This window comes from bacterium (assembly GCA_040755755.1).
GTDB lineage: Bacteria > SZUA-182 > SZUA-182 > DTGQ01 > DTGQ01 > DTGQ01.
Genome location: JBFLZW010000001.1, coordinates 84,698 through 109,473, shown reverse-complemented (window position 1 = coordinate 109,473; position 24,776 = coordinate 84,698). Strand labels below are relative to the sequence as shown.

The following is a 24,776-nucleotide window of genomic DNA, read 5'->3' as shown; positions in this document are numbered from 1 at the left end:
TCATGATGTACTGTACCCTGAGTGACTTGAAAGAGCAGATGCAGGAAGATGATCTCATTCAATTGACCGACGACCGGAGCAATCTCGCTTCCGGTACCCTGGCTGGGGAGATCGATGCAGCAGAAACAGGTATTATCCTCACGGATGCTTCCAGGTTTTCGGAATCCGGCGGCAGGATTGAGATCGATTCGGAGCAGATTGACTATACGGAAAAGATCGGCAACCAGTTGACCGGCTGCGTACGAGGGGTGAATAAGACCACGGCTGCACCTCACCAGAGCGGAACTGCGGTCACAGAGTTGAACACCATCAGCACCTCGGTGATTGAGCGGGCTATTGCTGACGCCGGTGCTGAGATTGACAGCTATTGTGCAGCCCGGTATACGAATTTGCCCTTTACCGGCGTTCCGGTGATGATCCGCAAGATCAGTGTTGATATTACCCTCTACAATCTCTATGCCCGGCGAAAAGGTGCTCCGGATGAACGGCGGGACCGGTATATATCCGCACTCAAGTTCCTTGAGAATGTGGCCAGAGGGGTTGTTTCGCTGGGTGCTGATGCACCGGATACGGAAAATTATCCGGGGCCAATGACAACCGGCAGCAAAAGAGACCGGATATTCTCAATGGGCCGCATCTCCGATGCTTCAAGCGGAACGCTGGATAATTATTAGTGGTCAGTGGCCAGAAATAAACGGCATCGATAGAAAGGAGAAGCCCTATGGCTAATGATTGGAGTAAGAACCCAATGGAAATCGACACGGTTGAAAATAAGCCGGGTGTTTATGACATCAAAAGCATGGAGTGGCATCCGGGAGCTGCCAATGATGATCTTGAAGTACGGGACAGTCTCGGAAACATGCTGTGGAAAATACGGGCTCTGGCTGGTGCGCCTCACAGCGAAAGCCAGGCCATTGAAGAGCGAAGACTTGAGCGGCGGGGAGTCCAGGGGATCAACATCTTAACCATTGACGGCGGAAAGCTTTATATCCATCTTATGTGATCGCGGACTGACAACTGTCTTTACACGAGACTAACACCATGAAAGAACTGCTGAAGGCAATCAAAACACATCTTCAGGCTGATGACACCCTGAGCTATGTGCGGGATGGAGATATTTCCATTATCAGCGATGAGAATTCAATTCCAGCCGCTGGCAATTTTCCAGCCATTGTCATCAAGGATGGCCCAATCAGAAATGAACAGATGCTGGCCAGGAATTACCTCCAGCACGCTGAGGTCAGGATAACCGTGTACCAGCGGATATTAAAACCTGAAGAATCGGTCATGGGCACTCATGGCGTTCTGGCTGTGGCCAATGATGTCGTAACCAGCCTGATTGATCAGAAGTTGAATCTTCCCGGTGTGCAGAATGTTTTTCCGGTCTCAGAAGATCCCAGTCAATTGTACGGGGATAAGGAAGAGATGATTCAGAAAAAAACCATAACCTTTGTCTTTACCAGGCACAGGAGCTGGTAGGGGAAGGGGAAGGAACAGGAAGGAGCTTGATATATGGGTTGGGCAAGTAATGCCAGCAGTCAGTTGCTGCTTGATTTTGAAACAGCATTTAAAACACCGCCGGTTTCAGCGGCGGCCATTAAACTTCCCTTTGGCTCATGCGATCTGAAAGTGGACCAGAAGCCTCAATCCTCAACCATTCTGGGGGCTGGCCGTCATGCTGCCAGGCCATTTTACGGGAATAAAACAGTAACCGGTAATTTGACCGGGCCGGTTGATCTGATAGCTATCGGCTATATTCTCAAGATGGTTTTCGGAGCACCGACTACAACCGGATCCAGCGATCCATATACGCATACATTCAAAATAGGAGCCCTGACTCCCTCGTTTCTGCTCGAAAAGGGCTGGCCAAACGAGAGCAGGTTTTATCTCTATACCGGCTGCAAGGCTGGCGGGTTCAGCATCAGCTTTGGCGGCAATGGCGAGCTGCGCTATACCGTGCCGATAATCGGAGCGAAAGAAGAGTACAGCGCAAGCTCATATCAGGAGTCGCCGACCGTTGATGTCAGCAGACCTGCCACAATATTCCATAACTGCGATGCTGCCGCCAGTGAAGGCGGATCGGCAATCGATACCCTGGAGGAGATCAGTTTCAACTTTCAAAATAATACGGTTATGGGTTTTGGCCTGGCTGGCAGCGGCGAGGGGACCATAGCAGGCGAGGGGACTCCCGCTCTTGAAGGTAAAATCAAGGGCATGTTCGATGCTGATACCCTTATTGCCAAAGGAAGAAATCACACCAAAAGTTCGCTCTCGGTAACCTGCACTCTGGGAACTCATTCCATAGCCTTTCTGGCTGACGAGCTTGAATATAGCCATGAATCACCGGCAATCCAGGGACCCGGAGGAGCCTATCTGGACCTGAGTTTTATCGGTTATTACCAGAACGCGGCGGCAGCCAGTGACTTTCGGGTGATTTTGATCAACAGCCAGGCAAGTTATGCGTAATAAAGAAAGTGATCAGTGGTCAGTGGCCAGTGGTCAGTGCAGGAAGGAGAATGAACTATGGATTTACTGTTAGATTTAAACCAGAGGGATGGAGTGTGGATTGACGGAAGTCATCGGGTTTTTGAAAAATCGGAATTTGAAGGACTTAGCTTCAGAGTCAGGATTAAGCCATTGACCAGAACCGAGCTTCGCCACATCCGCAGGGAGGCTGAAACCTCCCGCAGCAGCTTTGACCAGGATATTTATCTGCCAAAAATTTTCCTGGGCCAGGTTATTGACTGGGAGCTTAAGGATGGTACCGGCCAGCCGATCCCTTTCAACGAGGAGAATAAAAAGATATTAGTCGAACAATTTCCCGGGTTCACCAATCTTGTAGCTGCCGCCTGCCTCGATGCTCAGGCCAGGGCAAGCCAGGCACGTGAGGAAGAGGTAAAAAACTCATTGACTTCTGGCGCTGGCGACTGAGGAATAACGGAGAGAACCCAACCTACTGTGCCAGATGCCGGAAGAAATTCGATCGGCAGGGTATCAATCCGCCCTGTGATGGCTGTGAGACCAGATATCCTGGCAGAAGGCCGCCGCGACTTCTGGCAGTCAATGAAACCTGCCTTGAGGTTCATGACCTGTGCTTCGGAGCCAGGGGAGACATGAGCGGCCAACTGGATTATGGATTTTTAGCCAGGGTCATGGACCTGATGGCTATCGAGGCTGAAGAGCAACTGGATATTATTTACAAGGTCAGGAAAGTGGAAAGTTTCCTGAAGGAGAACAGTCAAGACCATGAATCGTGAGTCAGGCTTAAACCTCAAATTAGAGAATGGTAATTCAGTCAGGGTGGTCAGAGAATTTGGGCAGGCCATTGAGGATACGGGAAAAAGAACTGATGAAACATCAGAAAAACTCAAGAGGCTCCAGACGACTCTCACCGGAGTCGGGGAGAATCTCCTCCTTCAGAAAAGGGCCGCAGCCGGGCTGGCTGCGGCCCTCAGATCGCTGAATCTTGATCCTCCGATCAGCGGAGGGCAAGGATTGTCCTCAGCCCAGAATTCAACCGCCAGAACCCTGCCGCAGGCTGCCCCTTCTGCAGGTCTGAAATCGTCACCCCTGGACAATTACTTTACCGGCCTTGTGGGTTATCAAAAAGGACAGAGTAGGAGTACAGGGACTGCTTCCAGCACTTTTGAAAATGCAGTATTGAATACCTTCAGCTCCGGGCTGGTTGCGGGACCTTTCGGTGCTGCAGTCAGTGGGCTTATGGGATCGCTCATGCACAGGGTAGAGGAAAGTGAGCCTGAGCTTCCGTCCTTTAATCTGCTCTGGAAGACCATTGACGGGCAGATTGCGAGTGTGGCCGAAACCTGGCAGAATATGGGCCGCGATCCCAAAATCGTAGCCGCGGTCGAAGAGGTCTGGCAAAGCCAGTTGGACTTTATGAAAAAACTGGCTGTGGTAGCAGGTGGAGAGGAAGTTCCTGACGTTGATTTCAGTCTGGGGGGAATAGGAAGATCGATCGAGGATATTCTCAACCAGCAGACCGTGCAGGGGCTGATCAAGGTTGCTCTTGGCTCTTTTGGGCAGCTTTCGGAGGTTTTCGGCACCGGCTTCCAGGAAGAGCTGAAAGATATATTCATGGAGACCATGACCGGAAACCTTGGCCTTTTCGTTTACGGCTACAACAGAGATGTCTTACAGTCCTATCTGGACTGGAAATTCAACCAGTTCACCGGACTGCCGCCTGGACAGGCCATGTCTGCCTTTGAAGACTGGATGAACAGCCAGGACATCTTCTCACCGATTGGCCGACCGGGGATACTGTCAAATTCAATTTTCGACTTGTTCCTGACCCGTCATCCCGGAGTAGCAATCACCGAGGAAATATTCCCCCAGCTCGAGCAGTTTGCCAGGAGCGTGATTCCCGGCTGGTTCAACCGGGGAGAAATTGCCCTTGGTTCAGCGGAAAGTCAAACTCCCTGGAAGGAGTTTTTCACCGATCTCAACCAGCAGGTCAATGGGATTTTCGATCTGGTCACTGCCGGGATGGGCCAAGCTTTTACCGCTTCTCTCAAGACCGGTGAGTTTCAGACATTTGAGGAGAATTTCAAGCAGAGTATCCTGAACAGTGTGCAGCAATCTCTCATCAAGGGATTTGCCGAGCAGGAATTTTTACCCATAATCTTTCAGCCATTCTATGGGACGGATTCCCGGCCTGCCCTGAGTGAAGTGCTGAAGCAGTATATAAGCGGCAATCTGCCTCTGGACCAGGCCCAGGGCTTCTTGACCCAGATGGCAGGTGAGCTGTCGTCTGCTCTCCTGGATTTTCAGCCTTTCTGGGAAACCTTGAATACAGCGTTTCAGGGCCTTCGGGAAGCTCTTGGCCTCAACACCGAAGCCTTGGGTCAGAACACCACCGCCCTTACAGGGACAGTTGATAATTTTCTGATGAGCCTCGACACCGGTTCACTCGCTCCTGCCGAAAGCATGGCCAGGCTTGAGACTCTCAGAGGTGAGCTCTACGCCAGTGCCCTGGCAGACCCAGAGGCATTTTCCAGCTACGCCAGGTTCATGACTTCACAATATCTGCCCTGGCGGCAGGAAGTGAGCACTGACTACAGTACCGAAGTTGCTTCAGTGAGGGCCGGAGTCGAGAGCATTCCCTGGGTGCAGGAGATACGGAGTAAATCTCTCGGCATAACGGGAGCAGGGGGATTGGGGGGACAGCAGGCACAATGGGAGAGCATATCCGCAAACTCGGCCCGGGATATTGGCCGGGAAGTCAGTCAAGCCCTTGCTCCCATGCTGCTTGACCTGAAAGAATCAGGTCAGATCACCATTAATGTGGTTGTCGATGGGCAGATTATCAGACAAAAGGTATTGGAAAGCCTCGATGATCCAACTGTGGTGCAAAAAGCCCGATCGCGGATTTAAATAGTTCTCTCTCTAACTGGATAGGGCAGCGGCCAAACGCAGGGGATGGAGCCATTTTAACTCCCTTTAACTCCCTCGCCCCTGAAGGGGAGAGGGCCGGGGTGAGGGGGCTTTGTAATTCCCGCGACCTGTACTAGGGAAAAGGCACGGCTTTGATGAGGGTTGGTAAGATTGGTAAGATAAGTTTCAGATTATTGTGCAGTCTATTGTGCGGTCCTTCAGACCGAGGGAAGGAGGGATGATTTCATGGGCCGTCCATTGGTTGGTAAACAGGCAATTGCCGGTTTTTTCGGCACCGGATGGAGAAAAGTTATAACCTACATAGCCCAGGGTGCACCTATTATCAAAGGAGACAGCCAGAATTCCGTCTATGAGGCTGACCAGAAAATGCTGGAGAATTGGTGGGAGGAACACATTCAGCAGAAGCTGAAGATGGATAGAGAGATAGAAAGACCGAAGAGAGGCATTTTACCAGGAGCCTTCAGGAGGTCTTTTTAAGGGAGAGTTTTTCAGGGGGAACCCTTTTAGGGGTGAACTTATTTTCGAGGGGAGAGAAACATGACTATGACGATCGATGCCATTGAACCTATTCAACTTGAAAAAGAATACCTGGCTGAATTTCGGCAAGACTCCATACCGCCGGAGATCAAAGCCCTTGCCGAAGCAGTCCTGGATCAGGCCCTGCTGGATATTGTTAATAACGATGGAAGAGATGCAGCGGCCTATTGGATATCCATAGATAACTTTGACTATCCATTCAGCTTCCGCAATATCTGTGGGATACTGAGAATAAATCCCTACGCTATTCGTAATGCCATTCGAAGAACTGTTCATGAGAAAAAAAGGAAATTTGTTTCCTGATAGCTGCTCCGATGGGAAAAATGGCATCTGGGGAAACAGGAGACATACCGTGCAATTTGGGAGGAAATAAAGAATTCAAGGCATTGATGATACAAAACAAAGGGGGCATTCGGGCTGGAGGGGTAACATTTCCTCAGGCACAAAGGGGCAAAGGCACAGAGGCACAAAGTTACCTTTGGCTATTCGATGCTCAACTGCCCGATTACAGTGCTCAATATGCATGGTATCTTCTTTTCCCCTCTGTGCCTTTGTCCCTCTGTGCCTCTGTACCTGAGTAGTTACTGAAAATCTTACCTCTCTCCTTTTCTCAAGGGGAGAATACCCACCTAGAGCAAGCAACTAACTGATTGACAAATAAAGCTATATCACTTATACTAACTTTTGTGCCGAGCGCACGATATAATGTCTTGTAAAATCGTGCCGATTTTAGTATCAATAAGCCATTGGCAATTTTAATATATCAATAAATCATAATCCAAAATACACAAGCGTGGCGGTTGATGAGCGATGAGCAAAAAGAAGCAGGCGAAGCAAGCTGCCAAAAGCAAAAAGAAAACTCAACACCCCGATCTGGCCGCAATTCCCCGTGAAGAGTTGTACAAAAACGCGCAGCTCTTCCTGGAAAGGGGCCAGTACAAGAAGGCTATTGAAAATTACAAGACCATTCTCTCCCAGCCGGGTGATCATGGAGATGCTCTGGACAAACTGGTTCAGGCATACCAGGGCAGGATGAAGGAACTGGGTGACAAAGGGATGCACCGGGAAGCGATTGAGCTGTGGGAGCATGTGGCCAAAAGTTACGGCCGTGAGATGGACCTTCCCTTTTACCTCGAACAGCTCTTCCAGTCAGGCGAGTATCCGAAGGCCAGCCAGGTCTTATACCGGAATCAGGAAAAGATCAGGGATACCAAGTGGTTCCAGAAGCAGGAATCGACCCTGGCTTTACTTGCCCTGGCAGAGGTTCCGGGGATCCTGGCTTCGGTCCCTCCGGACTCCCCCCTTGTCCAGCACAAGCACCTGGTTCAGGAAGCCCTTCGGGTCCTGGCTGAGGGGCAGGAGGAGCGGGTAGCCGAGATTCTCCAGCCCATCGGGCTCCGATCTCCATACCGCGACTGGAAGGTACTGCTGAAGGGGCTGACCGCTTTTTATCAGCGTCAGGACCAGGAGGCACAGGGAATCTTCAACCGCATCTCGGTGGAGGATTCTCCCATAGCCGGTGTTATCCCCCTCTTTAACCTGGCGATGCAGCCGGATGAAGGAAACCACAAAAAAGCACAATCCATTTCCCTTCAGCCCGAAGAGATCTCCTTTTTAAAGGAAATGCTCGGTAATCGGGCCGAAGTTTTGTCACTGTTACGGTCTCTGAAACAGGCGAGTCAATCTGACAGCGGCCCGGCAATGGCCAGAATCCTGCGAAAGCTGGCTGACTATCTGCCGGCGGATGAGGACCGGGAACTACTCAGACAAAGCAGTATGGGCATTCTGGCCCGCTCATCAACCGTGAAAGGATTTGCCAAAAGCTACCAGGCCCTTTGGGGTGTTGAGCCGGATCCTTTCGAGCGGTGCAGGCTATCAGCTATTATGCACGAGCGGAAAAATGGATGGGCGCAGGCGAATCGTTCCTGGCAGGAATGCCTCGATGTGATTAAGAATGACGAGGCCGCAAGTCATTTTCCGACCGAGGAGGAAAAAAATCTGGCCCTGGCCCAAATCCTCAGGAGGATGGCTGAACATACCACAAAAATGTTTAACCCTGATGACATGTTCTTCCGCGCCCTGTTCGGGTTTGGTCCGGAAGACAAACCGGGGCCGAAAGAGCCATTTATCAAGTATCTCACCGAGAGCCTTGAATATGATCCACAGGATATACAAACTTATCAGCAGGTTATTGATTATTATCGCCAACGGGGGCGGAAAAAAGAGGTTACCGAATGGCTGGAGAAATTTATCCAGGTCTTTCCCGGACAGATCGATGCCCTGATCGAATTAGCGATCGATGCCTTTAACAGAAAGGCCATGCAAAAAGCCCTTCGCTTTCTGGATGCGGCCTTGCAGCATGATCCTCTCAACGAGAAGGCCCGGGATCTCAAGATTATGATTCACATTATTTCCGCTCACCAGCGGATATGGAAGAAAAAATTTGCCCTGGCCAGAAAGGATTTTGGATATGCTCAAACCCTGCTGACCTCAAAGACAAACAATGGCCGTCTCCAGGTAACCTGGGGGATGGCTGAAATAATTATGGCTGACAAGACCAGGGGCCACTCCCTTATCCGGGAAGGAATCCAGCTTGGCAGGGATGGGGTAGGGATTTACTTTCATATTTTTATTGAAGCAAATCTTTGGGGCATTCCTGATAGCGAAATCGCTCCGTATAAAGAGGTCCTGGACAGAAAGCTCCGGCAGGAGCCAACGGCTGAAGAGATCAGGCAGCTCATTCACCTGGGTCTTGCCTATTTCCGGTCCGGCATCAAGGTTCAACCCGATACCCGAAAAAGAATAGGCATTGTTGGTCCCTTTGTGGAAAAGGCCATTCACAAGATCCAATCTACCGAGAGTGAATTGCTGGAAATTTGCCATTTTCTGGCCATGGTCCGCCTCTATCCCCTGCTGGTCCACTATGCCAGAGAGGCGGAGAAGCGGTTCAGTCAGAATCTCCGGTTCCGGTTTTATGCTCTTGTTGGCCGGTCTCAAGGGAAAATACCCATGCTCTGGAGTATGGATCTTTACGAACAGCTTGCGAATCTTGAAGAAAAGTTTCGGGAGGCCGCAGATCTGAAAATGAGCAAGGAAGTCAGTGAATTCATCGATGGGATTCATCCTTTGTACTCCCCGACGCATGCCGAGAGAGTAGCTGCCGATACTCTACCTGATACCAAAAGAGGCCGCAGGGGAGGATTAAGGTCTCGTCTGAAGCAGATGCGTCTTTTCTGAAGAAAGGTGAAAGAGAGAGGGTGGAAGAATGAAAAATTCATACGAGGGAATGAAAAATCCCTACAAGGCATTGCAGATTTCGCCATCGGCCAGCGACCTCGCAATCAAGGAGGCTTACGTCCGCAAGGTTAAAGAATATCCGCCGGAGAGATTTCCGGAAGAATTCAAGGAAATCCGTGAGGCTTATGAAGCGATTGCCACTCCCCGGAGCCGGGTGGCTTACAAGCTCTTTCACCTTGAAGAGCCTGATCCCCAGGAGTTGGCGGGAAATTTACTGGCCAGTGGTGAAAGAAAGCGGATTCCCCCGAAGAAATTGATTGACATTGCCCTTAAGGAATATAAGAAATCACAATCATCAGGGGAAAAGAGATAAGGAATGAATGAAGAAGAATGGACTCAAAGTTTTAAAGAGGAGTTGACTGCCAAATTCCAGCGCTGGCTGGAGGAGCAGGACATTCACCAGATTGCCGACCAGATGGCGGCCTGCACAGAGGGACCGGAGTGCACCGAAGCTTCTCCTTCCGTACAGATGGATCTATTTTCCCTGTTCAGCGAACTTGCGGCTTTGCGGCAGGAGACCAAAATCGCATCCCGTCAATGGAAAGCAGGGGCAGATCAGTGGGAAAAGACCTCGCAGACTTTGCAGGAAGCACTGGAGACCCTGCAACAGGACCGGGCACAGCGGCGCAAGGAAGCGGCAGAACTGCAAGCCGCCTCCCTTCGTCCCCTTCTGCATGGCATGCTGGACATCCGGGACCGCCTGGAGCAGGGGATCAAAGCTGCTGAAAGCATCCGGCCAACCGGGCTGATCCGGCTGACAGGAGGATGGGCTTCATGGAAGGAGAAATTCGTCGAGGGGCAGAAAATGACCCTGAGGCACCTCGACCGCCTGCTGACTTCCTATGGAGTATCACCGATCGAAGCTGCGGGAGGGAGTTTCGATCCATTCATCATGCGGGCTCTTGAAGTGGAAAAGCGGGATGATTTGCCCAATGGCCTGGTGATAGAGGAAATCCGCAAGGGCTTCCGGCTGGATGGGGAGATCCTGCGGCCAGCGGAAGTGAAAGTAAATAAAAGAGAAAAATTACCAATATAATATAAGGAATGATAAGGGGTAATGAAAGAAAGGAAAAACAAAGAAAGCTATGGAAACTATTATTGGAATTGATCTTGGAACCACCAATTCGGAAGCGGCTGTGATCCAGAACGGACAGCCGGTGGTTATTGCCGATGAACATAATCATAAGATCATGCCCTCCTTTGTCAGTTTGTCGGAAGATGGCCAGATTCTGGTAGGAGAACCGGCCAAAAACCAATACGTGCTCTACCCTGAACGAACCGTCAAGTCGATCAAGCGAAAGATGGGCACTGACGAGAAAGTCTCGCTGGGAGACACGCTCTATACCCCCCAGGAAATATCAGCCATTATTCTTCGGGCTCTGAAGCAAAGGGCAGAGAAGTTCCTGGGCCATGAAGTCAAAAAAGCGGTCATAACCGTGCCCGCTTATTTCAGCGATGCCCAGCGCCAGGCGACCCGTGACGCCGGAGAAATTGCCGGTCTGGAGGTGGTCCGCATCATCAACGAACCTACAGCCGCCTCCCTGGCTTATGAAACCGGCCACCGGACTGAGCAGAAGGTCCTGGTCTATGACCTTGGAGGAGGAACCTTCGATGTCTCGGTAGTCAGCATTCATGCCGGTCTGGTGGAGGTATTATCGAGCCACGGGAATAATCATCTGGGCGGAGATGATTTTGACGAGAAGATATACTCCTTTATCATTGAACATCTCAGGAAAGAGATTGGCGAGAATGAAGTAGAAAGATTAAAAGGAGAGCCACGATTCCACGCCAGGTTACTGCGGGCTGCTGAAAAGGCCAAACGGGAGCTGAGCGACCGGCCCTTTGCCACGGTTGAAGAAGAGTACCTGATGCAGAAAGATGGCCTGCCTTACCATCTTTCCCTGGAAATCTCCCGGACTGAGTATGAGGACATGATCAAACCCTTCATTGAAGAAACCCTGGAGGCGATTCATATAGCCCTGAAAGGGGCCAGCCTGAACCCTTATCAGATTGACCAGTTGCTGCTGGTAGGCGGAGCAACGCGGACTCCCCTGGTCAGCCGGATGATTCAGGAGCGGTTGAATATCGAGCCCAGGCAGGAACTTGAGCCGGACCTGTGTGTGGCTATGGGAGCCGGTATCCAGGCCGGAATGATTGGCGGAGAGGAAGTGTCCGCCGTACTGGTCGATATCACCCCCTACACCTTTGGAACCAGTTACGTGGGAGATATGGACGGGATTCCCTTTTATCCGCTGGTCTATGCTCCGATCATCAGAAAGAACACACCCATTCCGGCATCGAAGAGCGAAGTCTTCTATACCATGTTTGACCGGCAGAAGGCCGTGGAGGTAAAGGTTTACCAGGGTGAAGATCCGGATGCGGCCAAGAACATCCTGATTGGACGGTTTATGGTGGAAGGCCTGAGCGCCGTACCCGCGGGCAATGAAATTGTCTTCCAGTTCGATTTGGATCTTGACGGCATCCTGCGGGTCTCGGCTACCGAAAAAAAGACCGGCCTCAAGAAAAACATCACCATCGAGAATGCCATCTCCCAGTTCCAGGCAGTGGAAAAGGAAAAAGCCAGGGGAAGAATTGACCAGTTGTTCAGGACCGCAGAGGCCGAGTACCTGCCTCCTTTGGAATCCGCTCAGACCAGAGAAGTCAGAGAAAAGATTGTCCAGGGAAGAGCCCTGGTTGAAAAAGCCGAAAAGATGCTGCCCGATATTCCCGAAGAGGACAAGGAAGAGGTTATCAACCTTATCGAGGAGATCAGGGACAGTATCCAAAACTCAGACTACGAGGCTCTTACCAGCAGTATCGAGAATCTATCCGAGATCCTCTTTTACCTGGAGGGATAGAAAGGATAGGAGGGATAGATAGTATGGAATGGCGCTGCCCAACCTGCCGTGCTCCCTACCGGGGAGGGAGCCAATGCTACCGCTGTCAGACCGACCTGAGCAAGCTGCTGGTTATCCAGGACCAGGCCGCTGAATTGAAGAGGCGGGCTGTCTGCCTTCTCAGAGAAAGGAAACCGGGGGAGGCACGCCAGGCTATCCGGCAATCACTTCTCCTTCTCCGGGATCCTGACGCGGAGAAGGTAGAAGCCCTGATTATGGCTGCAGAAGGTGATTTTGGTCAGGTGTTGGCTTTTCTGAAGTAAGCAAGGGAATGATCACAGGTCAAATACCTTAACACCGGCTTCCTTTGTTGCAGTTAATAATTGCTTATCCAGAGTTGCCAAGCCTGCCTCTTTTCTTATTGAAAGTTCCAAGTATGTGGCATCATAAGCACTCAATTTATATAATTTGGCCAATTCATAAACCTGATTAGAGAATTTGGCTCCATTTGAATTATCGGTATTCAAATTAAACTGATCAAACAAGTGAATGATTTTTAAAATCTCGGAATGACTTATCCGTTTTCTTCTTTCCGCAACGGTCAATACATTTGTCATCTCATACCACCACAGAGCAGGAATCCATAGGGTAGAGTCTTCAGCCAAATCTGAAATAAAAGATTTTACCTTTGAAGAAGACTCATCAGGAAGAAACAATGCAGCAGTACAGGAGCAATCTATTACCCAGTCCATTAATACTTTCTGCCTTCCTCGATATAAGATTGAATATCAACTTTCCCCTCGATCTTTTCTCTGATAGAATCAAATTCTCTTAAAATTTCATACCTTCCCATCTTTTCTTTACCTTCCGGAAATGGAACCAGACGAGCAACGGGTTTCCCTCTTTTGGTGATGGTAAAGATTTGCCCATCCTGAACTTCTTTTAATAAACGGGATAGATGTGTCTTGGCGTCAAAGGCACTGATTGTGTTGTTTGAATTTTTCTTTGAATCTTTTATTGTTTTCATAACAACCAGTTTAATGGACTGGTTAGAAAAGGTCAAGGGTTATTTTTTGAAAGGATTAGCTCGGAGGACACTTCCTTCGCATGACAGAAGTCAGGGGGGTGAATGCCCTGTCCGCCATACGGGCTACCAGGGCTACCGTGGGCTACCGAGTCGGACCACGGCAAGCATATGAAATTAAAATAGATAACTACAAAATAGACATTTATTTTTGTCCTTAGAAGGGCAATTTCTAACCAAAAATTGACCTTCTAAAAAAGTCAGGGGGAAAAGGGCGATGAAGGGTGGTGTGTGAAGAATGCCAAGAGCAAACAGGCATTATCTTCCAGGCTTATATATGGCATAATTACCTATAGATGCCATGAGTGTGCAGGAGTGAATGATTTTCGGGTTGACATTACCAGATATTCTTGTCCAGCCCGGTATGTAGTCTTGGTTTATGGTAACATATTCCCCTTTCATTCCCCCCTGACAATCATAATATAACATGATATAAAGAATGGCACACAGAAAGGAATAATAGAATTTTATTAAATAACTCAAAGAGATAACAGGATATGGGATTGATCAAGCCCCCTGTGAATATGCCTTCACACGGTAGGAACCACTGATTAAGGTTGATAGCGCCCAATTATTTAAGTTATTAAAAATAATTGAAAATAAGTAGTTAGAGGTGGTCAGTATTTTTTGCAAAGAGTAGTGGATGAATTTCCCCCCTGATTTCCCCTTTTGATAAAAAATTTGAAAATATCTTTTCATTTGATATAATACCTGAAAGGTATGGAAACTTCATTAGTTAAGTGTTAATCGACTAACCATAGTTCATATATAATTCTAAATGAAAGACTAAGGAGCTGTCCAGAATTAAGTTGAACGGTGTTCAGAATATAGCTTGAATTTTCCGCCCCTTTCAGGCAGTTGTATACATAGAAATGTTCAGGTTATTTACTGACAAATCCTAAATGAAAGACTACATTACATTGTTCAGGTTATAATAAGTTAAAGAAGGAAATCATGATTATGTCTATCAAAACATCCAGTTATGAGGAACAATTGATTCGTGAAATTAGGGAGACTCCAGAGGAATATCTCCCGAACTTACTTCAGATTGTCCACCTATTTCGTGAAAGCGTAACCTTAAAGCCGGCGAAGGCGAGTTTCCACCAGGGCTTAAAAGAAGCTCTAGAGGGTGAAACAAGCTCAGTATCTAATTTATGGGATGATATTGATGTCGGATGAGGCTTCAAAATCAACCTCTGTAGAGTATACTCCTGAGTTTAAACGTAACCTTCGCCACTTGGCTAAGAAATACCTTCAGATTCGGTCTGATGTTCAGCCGATAATTGATGCGCTCTGTAAAGGTGAAGCGGTTGGTGATCGTATACAGGGAACAGCTTATACCGTATTCAAAGTACGGATTAGAAATGGTGATATTAGAAAGGGTAAACGTTCTGGATATCGCTTGATATATTATCTTAAGTCTCCAAACCAGATTATTCTGGTGACAATCTATTCCAAATTGGATCAAGGAGATGTGTCAGCAGATCAAATTCGGCGTATTCTTACAGAAACGCATGGTAGATAGATTCTAATAGCGGCAAGAAACCCTTTCCAATACAAGGGCTTGATCAATGATTATTGCAGAAATTATTCCAAAAGATAATTACATGCTGTACATCAAAGCCGAAGATGGGAAAACAGGTTTATTTGACGTAAAGCCGTATCTTGAATCCGAAGTCTTCGCACCGCTCAAAGACAGAAGTGAGTTTGAACGAATTCATAACGGCAAATACTTTATCGAATGGGACTGCGGAGCAGACCTTTCTGCCGATACTATTCAGGCACGATGGGAAACTGTGTCAAAGGAAGAGTTTCAACCGTCATTCCCGCGAAAGCGGGAATGACGAGGAAATCAAGTGCATTCTTCGGAGTATTGGGTGGGCAAAAGTCCCACCCAATACTTCGCAATCTGTACTCCGCAATCTGTTTGCTGCCCCTGACCGGGGCCACGCAATTCCCGCGGTCAGCAGTCAGCCAGCGGGACTAATGCTCCCCTGCCTTTTCAAATACCCGGCCACTGATAATCGAGGAAATGGTACCTTTCTGGGAAACGATATCATACCAGAATGCCAGATAGGTATGGACAAAGATGAATAATACAAAGCCCCAGGTCAGGATATGGTGAATAAAGCGGGCTCCGGCCAGACCGCCGAAAGCGCCTTCCAGGTACCGGGAAACCGAATAGACAATCCCCCCAAGTCCTGCCCGGTAAAGGGCAGCGTAGAGAATCAGGCCGGTTATGACAACCACAAAGACCATAACCAGCAAAAAGCCATAAGCCGCAGCCTGCAAGGTACCATACAATCCGGTATGCTCCGGCATCTCGGTGGTAATGAGGGTATAAAACTTGACCTGCTTATAGACATTTTGCAGATCGAGCCAGGCAAAAAAATCTTTCCAGTCTGCATGAAAGCGTGAAAAAAACGCCAGGTAAGCCCGCCAGACAAGAAGCGCTGTCAGGATGAAGCCAAAGAGAAGGTGAACGAAGCGGACCTGGGCCATGGAAAACTTCTGCCAGGTCTCCCCTGCCGCTATGGTAAGAGGGCGGCCAATGTACAATCCACTGATAACCAGAATCACGATACAGACGGCCATAGCCCAATGGTTGATGCACATGGCCACGGACCACTGTCTTCTCGCTATCAGGGGCCGTATTAACCCCGCTCTTTTTTCCCTTATTGAGTTCCTCACTGGATTCCTTATTGCATCTTTCATCGAACCTTTGACCTCCCTTCCTCCTCATTGGATCTTGAATTCTCTGATCGTGCTTCTTCGCGGATCGATAATATGGACCGCGCAGGCAAGGCAGGGATCAAAGGAGTGAATAGTGCGGATAATTTCCAGGGGCTGATCCGGGTTGGCCAGCACGGTTCCGACCAGAGATTCCTCATACGGGCCTCTTTGCCCTTTTGCGTCCCGTGGCGAGGCATTCCAGGTTGAGGGCACAACAGCCTGGTAATTGGCTATGGCCCTGTTCTCGATCCTTATCCAGTGTCCCAGAGCACCCCGCGGGGCCTCGGTCATTCCCCGGCCTTGAGCTGATTGCGGGATATCGCACCGGGTCCAGGTCCTCTGGTCACCGGCCTTGATATTACCCACCAGTTCGTAAACCCACCCTTCAACATGGTCAGCCACCAGCCTGGCCTCAAGACAGCGGGCTGCTGTCCGTCCGAGAGTCGAGAAAAGGGCATCGGTGGGGATGCCGGTTTTGCCGATCAAGCCATCGACCAGTTCTCTGATCTTCTTGTCCCCTCCGGCATAGCCGACCAGGATCCTGGCCAGGGGGCCAACTTCCATGGGCTTTCCGTCATAGCGGGGAGCCTTGACCCAACTGTACTTTTCATTCCCTTTGAGGTACCCCTGCGCATCGAAGCCGGTATAATCCGGTCTGGTTTCACCCTCATAGGGGTGCACAGCACCATTTCCCTCATACCAGGAATGGGTCACTTCCTCGGTGATCTTCTTCTCGTCGATATCATAAACCTGGCTCAAATTCCCTCCCAGGATCGCTCCGCGGGGAAAGAGCTTTCCCTGCCATTGATCGTCGAGGGGAAATCCTCCATAGCTGAGGTAATTTTTCACTCCAGCACCGATACCTGCCGCTCCCTCATCCTTGTAATACTGAGCAGCCAGGAGAACATCAGGGAAGTAGGCAGTTTCAATGAATTTCTTCACCTCCTTCAGCCGGTAGAGATACTCTCCCAGCCGGGCGGCATTCATGGCATCCATCACGCTGGTCACACCGCCGACGACCAGAGTCTGCGGATGGGGATTCTTACCGCCAAACAGAGCCATCATCTGAGCCGCCACCCGCTGGACGCTCAGAGCATCCAGGTAGTGAGAGGCGATGACCAGGTTGGCGGGAGGCGGAAGCTTATAGGATGCATTGCCCCAATAAGCGTGGGCAAAGGGGCCGAGCCGGCCGCTCTGGACAAAGGCGGTCAGCCGTTTTTGGACTTCCTCGTAATGACTGACCGAGCAGTTGTACGGGTTTTCACAGACACTGCGGGCCAGATCCACGGCATCACCCGGTTTGGCTGACAACGCGCTGACAATATCCACCCAGTCAAGGCCATGAAGATGGTAAAAGTGCACCATCTTGTCATGAAGGTATTGCGCTCCCTGGATGAGGTTTCTGATGATCCGGGCGTTTTTCGGCGGCACCACACCAATGGCATCTTCTACAGCCAGGGTGGCTGCCTCGTAATGGGAATAGGTGCATACGCCGCAGAATCTCTGGGTAATCAGCCCTGCATCCCTGGGGTCCCTTCCCTGTAAAATCTGTTCGAATCCCCGCCATAAGGTAGCTGAGCTCCAGGCGTCAATAACACGATTATTGTCATCTATTTCCACTTCGATTCGAAGATGCCCTTCGATTCTGGTAATCGGATCGACGATAATGCGCCTGGCCATGTTATTCCTCGCCTCCTTTCTCTTTTCCAACTCCTCTGAGCACGCTTCCTACAGCATGGACACCGATTCCAGCCAGTGTTACCGCCGCCAATCCGATACCGATCTCATCAGCCGTCGCTTCAACTCCAGCCAGGGGAAGAGGAGCATGGTCGGCCATCGGTTTTTCGAGGGGGGCCATCCTGTCCCAAAATCCCGGCTCGGTACACCCCATGCATCCATGCCCGGCCATCACCGGCCATGAGGAGCCCTGGTTGAACCGGACCTGACTGCAATTGGCATAGGTATACGGCCCTTTGCATCCAACCTTGTAGAGACAAAATCCCCGTTTGGCATACTCGTCTCCCCATTCCTCCACAAACTCTCCGGCATCGTAATGGGGACGGCGCTCACAAAAATCGTGGATCCGCTTCCCATAGGCCCACAGAGGACGGCCCAGCCTGTCAAGGGCAGGAAGCGCACCAAACAGGATGTAGTGCAGCAGGGTACCGACAAAATTCGTGGCATTGGGGGGACATCCGGCAATATTGACCGTCGGGATTTTCAGCGCATCCCCGATCCCCCGGGCTTGGGTTGGATTCGGTCTGGCTGCCGGAATATTCCCAAAGGAAGAACATGAGCCAATACTGATGACCATAGCCGCTTTCGAAGCTACTTCTTTGGCTATCTCATACCCGGTTTTCCCCCTGGCTCCAATAGTGAGGTACTTCCCGTTCATTCCCAGAGGAATGGCCCCCTCGATAACACAGACAAACTGTCCGGCGAATTTTTCCAGGGCTTCGTTCAGACATTCCTCAGCCTGATGTCCGGAGGCCACCATCAGGGTCTCGTGGTACTCCAGCGAGATCGTGTCCAGAATTAGATCATCGATGTTCGGATAGGAGCTTCGAAGCAAAGCTTCGGTACAGCCGGTACACTCGGACAGATTGAGCCAGACAACGGGGATACGGCTGGCCATCTCGGCAGCCTGAGCCACTTTGGGGGTAAAAGCAGGTGGCAGTGTCAGGGCGGCAGTCATAATCGAACACCATTTCAGAAAATCACGCCTGCTCACCCCGCGAGAAATCAGGGCCTCATTCCACTTGTCTTGAGGCAGCGGCAGCTCCTGGTGCATTTTCTCAAGGTGAGAGTCGCATTTCTTCATTAAGGCATCATAGCAGGCCCTCAGCTGCTCACCCTTGTTTGAAAACATTTCATCCAAGGCCATAAAAATCCTCCTTCCTAACCGACTATAAGTGCCGGTTGAGCTGGGGATTACCTATTGAACGACCAAAAGCGAAAAACTTCCACCAAGATTTTCAATCTCCTTTTTGACCACATCTTCTACTGTGAGAAGCGCAGCCTGCATGACCTTGCTTAATTCCATTCCCATTCCCTGCATATCTTCCGGGACTACGGCGATGATGGCTGTCGATGGTGCCTCTCCCAGCATCTCGGCCTTGAGCAGAACATCCAGAAATTCCACCTCATGGGCACTGGTTGCATAATCCAGACAGGCTGGAATTGCCTCTGGAGAGAAGCGGTAAATCGATCCCGGCTTATCGTCCGCCTTGACCGTATCGACTACCAAAAGGTGTTCTGTCTGGCAGATAACGTCCATCAGCGCATAACCGAGCGTACCTCCATCAATGATTGCCATGTTCTCAGGCAGACAATACTTATCCTGAAAGTGACGGACAAAATGTACGCCAAAGCCTTCATCTTTCAGTAAAAGATTCCCTAAACCCAGAATGGTTAGCTTATATTTTCCCATATATAAATAAAAATAATTTTAAAAAATTGGGGAGTTTGTGAAATAAAATATTAAAGGCAATCCTTAATGTGCAATATATCAGATTGTACCGTGGCTGTTTTGTTTAGTCAAGAAAAGCACAGCCTGAAAATGACAAATAATGACAGCTCAACTCTCAGGAAGGTTTATGATGGGGATTTGCCGCGTTGTGTACACTTAGCAAGATCTGCCAATGGCAATTGCTGCCTGTCCCAGAGAGATACCCCCGTCATTGGGGGGAACCTTCCACTGCTGATAGCAGTCAAACTCCTGGTCGGACAGCTTTCCGAGCAGGAGTGAGGTCAAAAGACGGTTCTGAAAGACCCCTCCGCTCAAGGCAACTCTGCTGAGGCCATATTCTTCTCTGATCTTCCGGCAAACTTCAACCGCAATATCAGCCATCGTCGAATGAAACCGGAAGGCAATTCGGGCCGGATCCTGATGGTCAACGAGGTCATGCACGATCCGCTCAAACATGGGCGCTGTTTCGATCAGGTACTGGCTGGCTGCCTGCCTGATGATATAAGGGTATGAGGATACCCCCTCCCTGACCTTCGCTGAAGAGGCAAGGTACTCAAGGTCCATGGCTGCCTGCCCTTCAAAGGTGTTTCGGTGCCTTACTCCCAGGATGCTGGCAAGGGCCTCGAAAATCCTCCCCGCACTGGAAGTCAGGGGAGAGTTGATTCCTTTTCGAATAATTTCCATAACCGCCCGCTGTTTACCCCGGTCGATCTGACGCAGAAAGTTCAGGTCCAGGTCCATCAGCCCCTCTCCGAACACCTGGTAAAGATAGCTGAAGGCCATGCGATACGGCTCCCTGATGGCCATGTGTCCTCCCGGCAGGGGAACATACGAAAAGAAGGCTTTTCGCTCAAAGGAGGCAAAATCGGCAACCAGAAATTCACCTCCCCAGATGCATCCATCCTCGCCGTATCCGGTGCCGTCCCAGGCGATCCCGATTACCCTGCCATCCAGTCCATTCTCTGCCATACAACTGGCTATATGAGCATGATGATGCTGCACGGGGACCCGAAGATCGAATCCGGCGGCGGCTTGCGCATACTTGGTGCTCAGGTAATCCGGATGCAGGTCATAGGCGATGATTTTGGGATCGACTTTCAGGATGCGCTTCATTTTATTGACCGTGTGCTCAAAAAACCGGAAGGTTTCCAGGTTTTCCAGATCACCGAGGTACTGGCTGACAAAAGCATCCTCCTCCCTGGTCAGGCAAATGGTGTTTTTCAATTCAGCACCGCAGGCCAGCACTTCCCGGTATCCCTGGTGGCCGATGTTTTGCCGGAAATGCTTCCCCAGATGAACCGGCAGGGGGCAATATCCCCGTGACCGGCGAATGAGGGCTTCTTTTCCCTCCACGATTTGAACAATCGAATCATCGGCGCGGGTATAAATATCCCGGTCATGGAAGAGAAAATAATCGGCTATCCCTGAAAGCCTCGCCAGAGCCTCTTCGTTGGAAATCACAATCGGCTCCTGACTGATATTGCCGCTGGTCATGACCAGGGCAGGACAGGGACCATCCATCAACAGATGATGCAGCGGAGTGTAGGGAAGCATGACCCCAAAATGCTCACTCTTCGGGGCCACGGAGGGTGCAAGAAGTGAATCATCCCGCTTCTTGAGAAGGACGATCGGCGCCCGGGGAGATGTGAGACTCTGCTCCTCCTGTTCGGAAACATGGCAAAACAGCCTGATATCCGCGACCGTTCCGGCCATGAGGGCAAAGGGTTTTTCCTCCCGTCTCTTCCGCGACCGTAAAGCCCGCACAGCTTCTTCATCGCCTGCATCGCAGGCCAGATGAAAGCCGCCCAGCCCCTTGATGGCCAGAATCTTCCCCTGGGCCAAAAGGTCCCTGGCCCTGACTATAGTGTCGCCAGCTCCGGCATCGCCGGAGCATCGATTACCCTTCGAGTCAGTCAGCCAGATTTTCGGGCCGCAGTCCCGGCAGGCATTCGGCTGGGCGTGGAACCTTCGGTCAGCGGGATCGCCATACTCCCTCTCACAGGCAGGACACATAACAAATTTTTGCATGGTTGTTCTGGCGCGATCGTAGGGGATATCCCGGATGATGGTGTAGCGCGGACCGCAGTTGGTGCAGTTGATAAAGGGATAGCCATACCGCCGGTTCCGGGGGTCTCGAAGCTCGCGGAGGCAATCGGGGCAGATAGCAAGATCCGGCGAAATCAGGGTGAATTCCTGGGGCTGAACAATACTCTCCTGAATAGTGAACCCAAGGTATCCTGCCGGAGGATGATAGGAAACATCGAGCCGGGTTATCAATGCCCTGGAAGGTACTCTTTCAGCAAACCCCTGCACAAACTTTTCCACATCCCCGCGATGTCCCTCGACCTCGATTTCAACGCCGGAAGAAGAATTCAAAACCCAGCCGGATACATGGTTTTCCTGAGCAAAGCGGCCCACAAAGGGACGAAAGCCCACTCCCTGAACCACACCCTTGACCAGCAGCCTGGCCCGTACTTTTTCCCGGCGGGAATCACCGTGCCCGCCATACTCTGCACAACGGGCACAGGAGCTTACTATACCTTTCATGGGAGATGCTAACCTCATAATGATCACTGATCACTGGCCACTGACCACTCTACTGTGCTGAACGATGCTTTTTTATCTCTGCCTTCAGCCAGCCCGTCCATGAATCGATCCCCTGACCGCTCTTGCAGGAAACTTCGAATATCCTCAGGTGAGGATTGATCTGCAAGGCCGACTCTCTGGCTGCGGCCAGATCAAAGTTGGTAAATGGCAATAAATCTATTTTATTCATGATCAGGATTCGACTTTCATGGAATATCGCCGGATACTTACTGGGCTTGTCATCACCTTCGGTGACACTCAGGACCACGACCTTCATGTGCTCCCCCAACTGGTAGTCAGCCGGGCAGACAAGGTTGCCCACATTTTCGATGATCAGACAATCAAGCTCCTTCAGCGGCAGCGCGGGCAGGGCCATTTTGACCATGTTGGCATCAAGATGACATCCCCCCTGAGTATTAATCTGAATTACCGGAATCCCCAGGGCATGGATCCGCTCTGCGTCCCTGCTGGTCTGGATATCTCCCTCGATAACACCGAGCCGAAAGTCAGGAAGCAAATGCTCAATCGTTTTTTCCAGTATCGATGTCTTCCCCGAGCCCGGGGAACTGATTAAATTGAAAACCAGAATCCCCTCTTGTGAAAACAGTTGCCGGTTCTCCTCGGCAATAGCCTCATTGGCCTTTAAAATATTGGATAATACCTTGATTTCCACTCAATCGACCTCCAGATGATGAATCAAAAATTCACGGCCTGAGAGCTGCTCAAGGTTATTCCCCCCGCACTTTGGGCAGAAAAAGGTAAAGGATTCAACCTCAAATTCCTCCTGGCACGTGGTACACCGGCATCTTACCGGAATCTCTTCGATATCAAGTACCGCCCCTTCAAGGCTGGTGCCGCGGGATAAAACCTCAAAGCAAAAGGCGAGAGAAGAAGGCACGACAGATGTCATTTTCCCTACCCTCAGGTTTACGCGAAGGACCTTTTTTACCGTATGAACCCTCACCTGCTCCTCTAATACTCCAATCAACTCCTGGACCAGCGACAGCTCGTGCATGGGAAAATTTCTCCTGCCCGTTGATGGCATGGGTTGGTAATATAGCCTTGAATGAACCCTAAAATCAGGCTTAGATCAGTGTTATTATATCTTATTGCCATAAATCTTTCAACTTGCGGCTGAATCGGAATGACGGTTTTAGGGAGCCAGAGACGAGACATGCGTACAAAACCGGCTGAAACAAAAAAGGGCTGCCTTCCACGGCAGCCCTTTTTGTAAAAATTCAGGTAAGTGAACTCCCCCTTACAGAGAGGAAATAAAACAGGATTTACTATCACTTTTTGACTTCTTCTCAGCCTGGATGGCAGTAATCACCTGAGCCGTTGCGGGAGAACCTCCTGCTTCAACGGTACTATCTGCATCGGACTTGAACAGGAATTGATACTTGATGTTTTTCCCATTGCCGACCAGGGTGACTGTCGCTCCGTAATCTCTTCCATCGCTGTAATCATCTCCTGGATCAGGCAAAGCCTCCATATCTACCTGTTCGCCCGGATCATCATAATCTCCATCGCTGTTGATATCGATCAACACCTGATGGACTTCAGGTGCAGGGCCGGAGTCTCCATTTGCATCAGCACTGAAATAGCGCACCCGAAAAGTTACGGACGTTGCTCCGGTGTATATCTGATCAGGATAAGCACCGGTATCCTTAAAGTACGCGTCCCCGGCAAGCCATCTCAATACCGGCTTGATTTCCATCGCACTTCCATCATAGCTGATTTCCAGGCGAGGCCGTAACTCTTTCACTGCATTGGGAGAATAGATCTCAATATACTCATCGGCTGAAGGGGCAGATCCCGCATATGTATTGGAGCTTACCAGCGCCAGCTTGGTAATTCCCCCCTTGGTGATCAGTAAGGAAGCATCACTGATGGCAATCTCATTACGGCAAAGTTCAGAATTTAGGGCTACTTCCTCCTGGGATGCATTGGGATTGACAGGGACATTGGCATCGCTCGCATATTTGGCGGCATCCTCGAATGGGGCCCCTGTGGTCGCTTCCCAATCCGAGTTCCAGAGAGGTTCTTCATAAACCGATTTAAACACATGGATGGAAAAATCCGGGCTTGGCGTCCCGGTCAGCACCTTTCTTTTCCCATAAAAAACCAGTTTTGCGGAAATATTGGTGGCATCCTGGGGAATGCCGGAAGTGTCGAAGGACAGGAAGGCCTTATAGACATTATAGCTGGGAGGTTGGCTTTGCTGACCAATCTTCACGGTATCTGAGAGTACCGTGGTAGTGAAGGTATTATCTTTGCTGGAGTAGGATGAGCCATCGAGGGCTCCTCTGGCTGATCTGTCACCGGGAACCTTGCCGGTTGTGGTCCACCGGAATTGGCGGTTTCCTCCCTGCCTGGCGGTCAAAAAGGCTTTGGGGACGCCATTAGTTCCGGATCCTGAAACTGAGGATGCTGATTTCATCTCTCCACCAGAGCTGCTAAAAGATTTAACCTGCTGAGGGCCCACTGCCGCGAAGCAAATACTGGAAGAGAATATCAGCACCATACTGAACAGAGCGAAAAGGAAAAGATGTTTTTCTTTCAAGATTCTCCCCTCCTTCAATTCCCCTCGGTATAAAAGGGGACCAAACAAGGTTGACGGTTAGCAGTTAATAAAACCAGCTAGAGAACAGTAACGGAACCATAACGATAACCTTGCAAAATTACTGCCAAAATCAGGGAAAAGATTAAATTAAATAAATCAATTAGTTGAACCTCTCCTCTTCAGAACTGATAAATTCAGATCCTCCTGAGATGCTTTTCTTTTGTGCAAATAATGCCGATGAGGGTAAAAACGTGGAAG

Annotated in this window: 28 protein-coding genes; 18 read left to right on the top strand and 10 right to left on the bottom strand. The window is 50.1% G+C overall.

Going from position 1 to position 24,776, the window contains the following annotated elements; genetic code table 11:
* Nucleotides 1–2: 2 nt before the first annotated feature.
* The 14 genes from AB1611_00540 to AB1611_00475 all read left to right on the top strand — a co-directional run bounded on the left by AB1611_00540 (nucleotide 3) and on the right by AB1611_00475 (nucleotide 12,406).
* Nucleotides 3–674, top strand: a complete 672-nt coding sequence (locus AB1611_00540) for a DUF1320 domain-containing protein (GenBank protein ID MEW6378072.1) — start codon at nucleotides 3–5, stop codon at nucleotides 672–674.
* Nucleotides 675–721: 47 nt separating this feature from the next.
* Nucleotides 722–1,003: a hypothetical protein gene (locus AB1611_00535; protein MEW6378071.1), complete on the top strand. Its 282-nt coding sequence runs from the start codon at nucleotides 722–724 to the stop codon at nucleotides 1,001–1,003.
* Between the two features lie 38 nt (nucleotides 1,004–1,041).
* A complete protein-coding gene (locus tag AB1611_00530) occupies nucleotides 1,042–1,479 on the top strand; it encodes a hypothetical protein (GenBank protein ID MEW6378070.1) in 438 nt (145 codons plus the stop codon).
* 33 nt (nucleotides 1,480–1,512) lie between these two features.
* Nucleotides 1,513–2,466, top strand: coding sequence for a phage tail tube protein (locus AB1611_00525; GenBank protein MEW6378069.1), 954 nt, complete (start codon nucleotides 1,513–1,515; stop codon nucleotides 2,464–2,466).
* A gap of 57 nt (nucleotides 2,467–2,523) precedes the next feature.
* On the top strand, nucleotides 2,524–2,931 hold the full coding sequence (locus AB1611_00520; GenBank protein ID MEW6378068.1) for a hypothetical protein: 408 nt from the start codon (nucleotides 2,524–2,526) through the stop codon (nucleotides 2,929–2,931).
* 182 nt (nucleotides 2,932–3,113) lie between these two features.
* Nucleotides 3,114–3,257: a hypothetical protein gene (locus AB1611_00515; protein ID MEW6378067.1), complete on the top strand. Its 144-nt coding sequence runs from the start codon at nucleotides 3,114–3,116 to the stop codon at nucleotides 3,255–3,257.
* The gene (locus AB1611_00510) at nucleotides 3,247–5,391 is read left to right on the top strand and encodes a hypothetical protein (GenBank protein MEW6378066.1); all 2,145 of its coding nucleotides are present in this window, start codon (nucleotides 3,247–3,249) and stop codon (nucleotides 5,389–5,391) included. Before AB1611_00515 ends, AB1611_00510 begins: the two co-directional genes overlap by 11 nt.
* Before the next feature lie 246 nt (nucleotides 5,392–5,637).
* A complete protein-coding gene (locus AB1611_00505; GenBank protein MEW6378065.1) occupies nucleotides 5,638–5,889 on the top strand; it encodes a hypothetical protein in 252 nt (83 codons plus the stop codon).
* 60 nt (nucleotides 5,890–5,949) lie between these two features.
* Nucleotides 5,950–6,252 carry a hypothetical protein gene (locus AB1611_00500; GenBank protein ID MEW6378064.1) on the top strand — a complete coding sequence of 101 codons (303 nt, stop codon included), beginning with the start codon at nucleotides 5,950–5,952 and terminating at the stop codon, nucleotides 6,250–6,252.
* Between the two features lie 507 nt (nucleotides 6,253–6,759).
* Nucleotides 6,760–9,186 (top strand): hypothetical protein, encoded by a 2,427-nt coding sequence (locus AB1611_00495; GenBank protein MEW6378063.1) that lies wholly within the window; start codon nucleotides 6,760–6,762, stop codon nucleotides 9,184–9,186.
* A gap of 28 nt (nucleotides 9,187–9,214) precedes the next feature.
* Entirely contained in the window at nucleotides 9,215–9,559 is a 345-nt protein-coding gene (locus tag AB1611_00490; GenBank protein MEW6378062.1) for a DnaJ domain-containing protein, read from the top strand.
* Between the two features lie 3 nt (nucleotides 9,560–9,562).
* Nucleotides 9,563–10,282, top strand: coding sequence for a nucleotide exchange factor GrpE (gene grpE, locus AB1611_00485; GenBank protein MEW6378061.1), 720 nt, complete (start codon nucleotides 9,563–9,565; stop codon nucleotides 10,280–10,282).
* 49 nt (nucleotides 10,283–10,331) lie between these two features.
* Nucleotides 10,332–12,104: an Hsp70 family protein gene (locus AB1611_00480; GenBank protein ID MEW6378060.1), complete on the top strand. Its 1,773-nt coding sequence runs from the start codon at nucleotides 10,332–10,334 to the stop codon at nucleotides 12,102–12,104.
* A gap of 23 nt (nucleotides 12,105–12,127) precedes the next feature.
* Nucleotides 12,128–12,406 (top strand): hypothetical protein, encoded by a 279-nt coding sequence (locus tag AB1611_00475; protein ID MEW6378059.1) that lies wholly within the window; start codon nucleotides 12,128–12,130, stop codon nucleotides 12,404–12,406.
* Between the two features lie 12 nt (nucleotides 12,407–12,418).
* Here AB1611_00475 and AB1611_00470 read toward each other — a convergent pair whose 3' ends face one another.
* Both AB1611_00470 and AB1611_00465 read right to left on the bottom strand, forming a co-directional pair.
* The gene (locus AB1611_00470; GenBank protein ID MEW6378058.1) at nucleotides 12,419–12,835 is read right to left on the bottom strand and encodes a type II toxin-antitoxin system VapC family toxin; all 417 of its coding nucleotides are present in this window, start codon (nucleotides 12,833–12,835) and stop codon (nucleotides 12,419–12,421) included.
* Nucleotides 12,835–13,110 carry a type II toxin-antitoxin system prevent-host-death family antitoxin gene (locus tag AB1611_00465; protein MEW6378057.1) on the bottom strand — a complete coding sequence of 92 codons (276 nt, stop codon included), beginning with the start codon at nucleotides 13,108–13,110 and terminating at the stop codon, nucleotides 12,835–12,837. Before AB1611_00465 ends, AB1611_00470 begins: the two co-directional genes overlap by 1 nt.
* Nucleotides 13,111–13,190: 80 nt before the next feature.
* Here AB1611_00465 and AB1611_00460 point away from each other — a divergent pair, with 80 nt between their 5' ends.
* The 4 genes from AB1611_00460 (at nucleotide 13,191) to AB1611_00445 (ending at nucleotide 15,011) form a co-directional block, all read left to right on the top strand.
* Entirely contained in the window at nucleotides 13,191–13,328 is a 138-nt protein-coding gene (locus tag AB1611_00460; GenBank protein ID MEW6378056.1) for a hypothetical protein, read from the top strand.
* Between the two features lie 799 nt (nucleotides 13,329–14,127).
* On the top strand, nucleotides 14,128–14,346 hold the full coding sequence (locus AB1611_00455) for a hypothetical protein (protein MEW6378055.1): 219 nt from the start codon (nucleotides 14,128–14,130) through the stop codon (nucleotides 14,344–14,346).
* Nucleotides 14,336–14,692 (top strand): type II toxin-antitoxin system RelE/ParE family toxin, encoded by a 357-nt coding sequence (locus AB1611_00450; GenBank protein ID MEW6378054.1) that lies wholly within the window; start codon nucleotides 14,336–14,338, stop codon nucleotides 14,690–14,692. Before AB1611_00455 ends, AB1611_00450 begins: the two co-directional genes overlap by 11 nt.
* 46 nt (nucleotides 14,693–14,738) lie before the next feature.
* Nucleotides 14,739–15,011, top strand: a complete 273-nt coding sequence (locus AB1611_00445; protein MEW6378053.1) for a DUF2442 domain-containing protein — start codon at nucleotides 14,739–14,741, stop codon at nucleotides 15,009–15,011.
* A 139-nt stretch (nucleotides 15,012–15,150) separates the two neighbouring features.
* On the opposite strand, the gene cybH is transcribed toward AB1611_00445, so the two are convergent.
* The 8 genes from cybH to AB1611_00405 all read right to left on the bottom strand — a co-directional run bounded on the left by cybH (nucleotide 15,151) and on the right by AB1611_00405 (nucleotide 24,395).
* Nucleotides 15,151–15,858 (bottom strand): Ni/Fe-hydrogenase, b-type cytochrome subunit, encoded by a 708-nt coding sequence (cybH, locus tag AB1611_00440; protein MEW6378052.1) that lies wholly within the window; start codon nucleotides 15,856–15,858, stop codon nucleotides 15,151–15,153.
* A gap of 48 nt (nucleotides 15,859–15,906) precedes the next feature.
* Nucleotides 15,907–17,580, bottom strand: coding sequence for a nickel-dependent hydrogenase large subunit (locus tag AB1611_00435; GenBank protein ID MEW6378051.1), 1,674 nt, complete (start codon nucleotides 17,578–17,580; stop codon nucleotides 15,907–15,909).
* A gap of 1 nt (nucleotide 17,581) precedes the next feature.
* Entirely contained in the window at nucleotides 17,582–18,784 is a 1,203-nt protein-coding gene (locus AB1611_00430) for a hydrogenase small subunit (protein MEW6378050.1), read from the bottom strand.
* Nucleotides 18,785–18,835: 51 nt separating this feature from the next.
* A complete protein-coding gene (locus AB1611_00425) occupies nucleotides 18,836–19,330 on the bottom strand; it encodes a HyaD/HybD family hydrogenase maturation endopeptidase (protein ID MEW6378049.1) in 495 nt (164 codons plus the stop codon).
* 195 nt (nucleotides 19,331–19,525) lie between these two features.
* Entirely contained in the window at nucleotides 19,526–21,916 is a 2,391-nt protein-coding gene (gene hypF / locus AB1611_00420) for a carbamoyltransferase HypF (protein ID MEW6378048.1), read from the bottom strand.
* Nucleotides 21,917–21,965: 49 nt separating this feature from the next.
* Complete coding sequence (gene hypB, locus AB1611_00415; GenBank protein MEW6378047.1) at nucleotides 21,966–22,628, bottom strand: hydrogenase nickel incorporation protein HypB; 663 nt, start codon at nucleotides 22,626–22,628, stop codon at nucleotides 21,966–21,968.
* Entirely contained in the window at nucleotides 22,629–22,970 is a 342-nt protein-coding gene (hypA, locus tag AB1611_00410) for a hydrogenase maturation nickel metallochaperone HypA (protein ID MEW6378046.1), read from the bottom strand.
* A gap of 243 nt (nucleotides 22,971–23,213) precedes the next feature.
* Nucleotides 23,214–24,395 carry a hypothetical protein gene (locus tag AB1611_00405; GenBank protein MEW6378045.1) on the bottom strand — a complete coding sequence of 394 codons (1,182 nt, stop codon included), beginning with the start codon at nucleotides 24,393–24,395 and terminating at the stop codon, nucleotides 23,214–23,216.
* Nucleotides 24,396–24,776: the final 381 nt, after the last annotated feature.

Bases quoted from the DNA above. Each gene is read 5' to 3' on its own strand.
- AB1611_00540 (MEW6378072.1), top strand. From the start codon at position 3: ATGATGTACTGTACCCTGAGTGACTTGAAAGAGCAGATGCAGGAAGAT.
- AB1611_00535 (MEW6378071.1), top strand. From the start codon at position 722: ATGGCTAATGATTGGAGTAAGAACCCAATGGAAATCGACACGGTTGAA.
- AB1611_00530 (MEW6378070.1), top strand. From the start codon at position 1,042: ATGAAAGAACTGCTGAAGGCAATCAAAACACATCTTCAGGCTGATGAC.
- AB1611_00525 (MEW6378069.1), top strand. From the start codon at position 1,513: ATGGGTTGGGCAAGTAATGCCAGCAGTCAGTTGCTGCTTGATTTTGAA.
- AB1611_00520 (MEW6378068.1), top strand. From the start codon at position 2,524: ATGGATTTACTGTTAGATTTAAACCAGAGGGATGGAGTGTGGATTGAC.
- AB1611_00515 (MEW6378067.1), top strand. From the start codon at position 3,114: ATGAGCGGCCAACTGGATTATGGATTTTTAGCCAGGGTCATGGACCTG.
- AB1611_00510 (MEW6378066.1), top strand. From the start codon at position 3,247: ATGAATCGTGAGTCAGGCTTAAACCTCAAATTAGAGAATGGTAATTCA.
- AB1611_00505 (MEW6378065.1), top strand. From the start codon at position 5,638: ATGGGCCGTCCATTGGTTGGTAAACAGGCAATTGCCGGTTTTTTCGGC.
- AB1611_00500 (MEW6378064.1), top strand. From the start codon at position 5,950: ATGACTATGACGATCGATGCCATTGAACCTATTCAACTTGAAAAAGAA.
- AB1611_00495 (MEW6378063.1), top strand. From the start codon at position 6,760: ATGAGCAAAAAGAAGCAGGCGAAGCAAGCTGCCAAAAGCAAAAAGAAA.
- AB1611_00490 (MEW6378062.1), top strand. From the start codon at position 9,215: ATGAAAAATTCATACGAGGGAATGAAAAATCCCTACAAGGCATTGCAG.
- grpE (MEW6378061.1), top strand. From the start codon at position 9,563: ATGAATGAAGAAGAATGGACTCAAAGTTTTAAAGAGGAGTTGACTGCC.
- AB1611_00480 (MEW6378060.1), top strand. From the start codon at position 10,332: ATGGAAACTATTATTGGAATTGATCTTGGAACCACCAATTCGGAAGCG.
- AB1611_00475 (MEW6378059.1), top strand. From the start codon at position 12,128: ATGGAATGGCGCTGCCCAACCTGCCGTGCTCCCTACCGGGGAGGGAGC.
- AB1611_00470 (MEW6378058.1), bottom strand. From the start codon at position 12,835: ATGGACTGGGTAATAGATTGCTCCTGTACTGCTGCATTGTTTCTTCCT.
- AB1611_00465 (MEW6378057.1), bottom strand. From the start codon at position 13,110: ATGAAAACAATAAAAGATTCAAAGAAAAATTCAAACAACACAATCAGT.
- AB1611_00460 (MEW6378056.1), top strand. From the start codon at position 13,191: ATGACAGAAGTCAGGGGGGTGAATGCCCTGTCCGCCATACGGGCTACC.
- AB1611_00455 (MEW6378055.1), top strand. From the start codon at position 14,128: ATGTCTATCAAAACATCCAGTTATGAGGAACAATTGATTCGTGAAATT.
- AB1611_00450 (MEW6378054.1), top strand. From the start codon at position 14,336: ATGTCGGATGAGGCTTCAAAATCAACCTCTGTAGAGTATACTCCTGAG.
- AB1611_00445 (MEW6378053.1), top strand. From the start codon at position 14,739: ATGATTATTGCAGAAATTATTCCAAAAGATAATTACATGCTGTACATC.
- AB1611_00435 (MEW6378051.1), bottom strand. From the start codon at position 17,580: ATGGCCAGGCGCATTATCGTCGATCCGATTACCAGAATCGAAGGGCAT.
- AB1611_00430 (MEW6378050.1), bottom strand. From the start codon at position 18,784: ATGGCCTTGGATGAAATGTTTTCAAACAAGGGTGAGCAGCTGAGGGCC.
- AB1611_00425 (MEW6378049.1), bottom strand. From the start codon at position 19,330: ATGGGAAAATATAAGCTAACCATTCTGGGTTTAGGGAATCTTTTACTG.
- hypF (MEW6378048.1), bottom strand. From the start codon at position 21,916: ATGAAAGGTATAGTAAGCTCCTGTGCCCGTTGTGCAGAGTATGGCGGG.
- hypA (MEW6378046.1), bottom strand. From the start codon at position 22,970: ATGCACGAGCTGTCGCTGGTCCAGGAGTTGATTGGAGTATTAGAGGAG.
- AB1611_00405 (MEW6378045.1), bottom strand. From the start codon at position 24,395: ATGAAATCAGCATCCTCAGTTTCAGGATCCGGAACTAATGGCGTCCCC.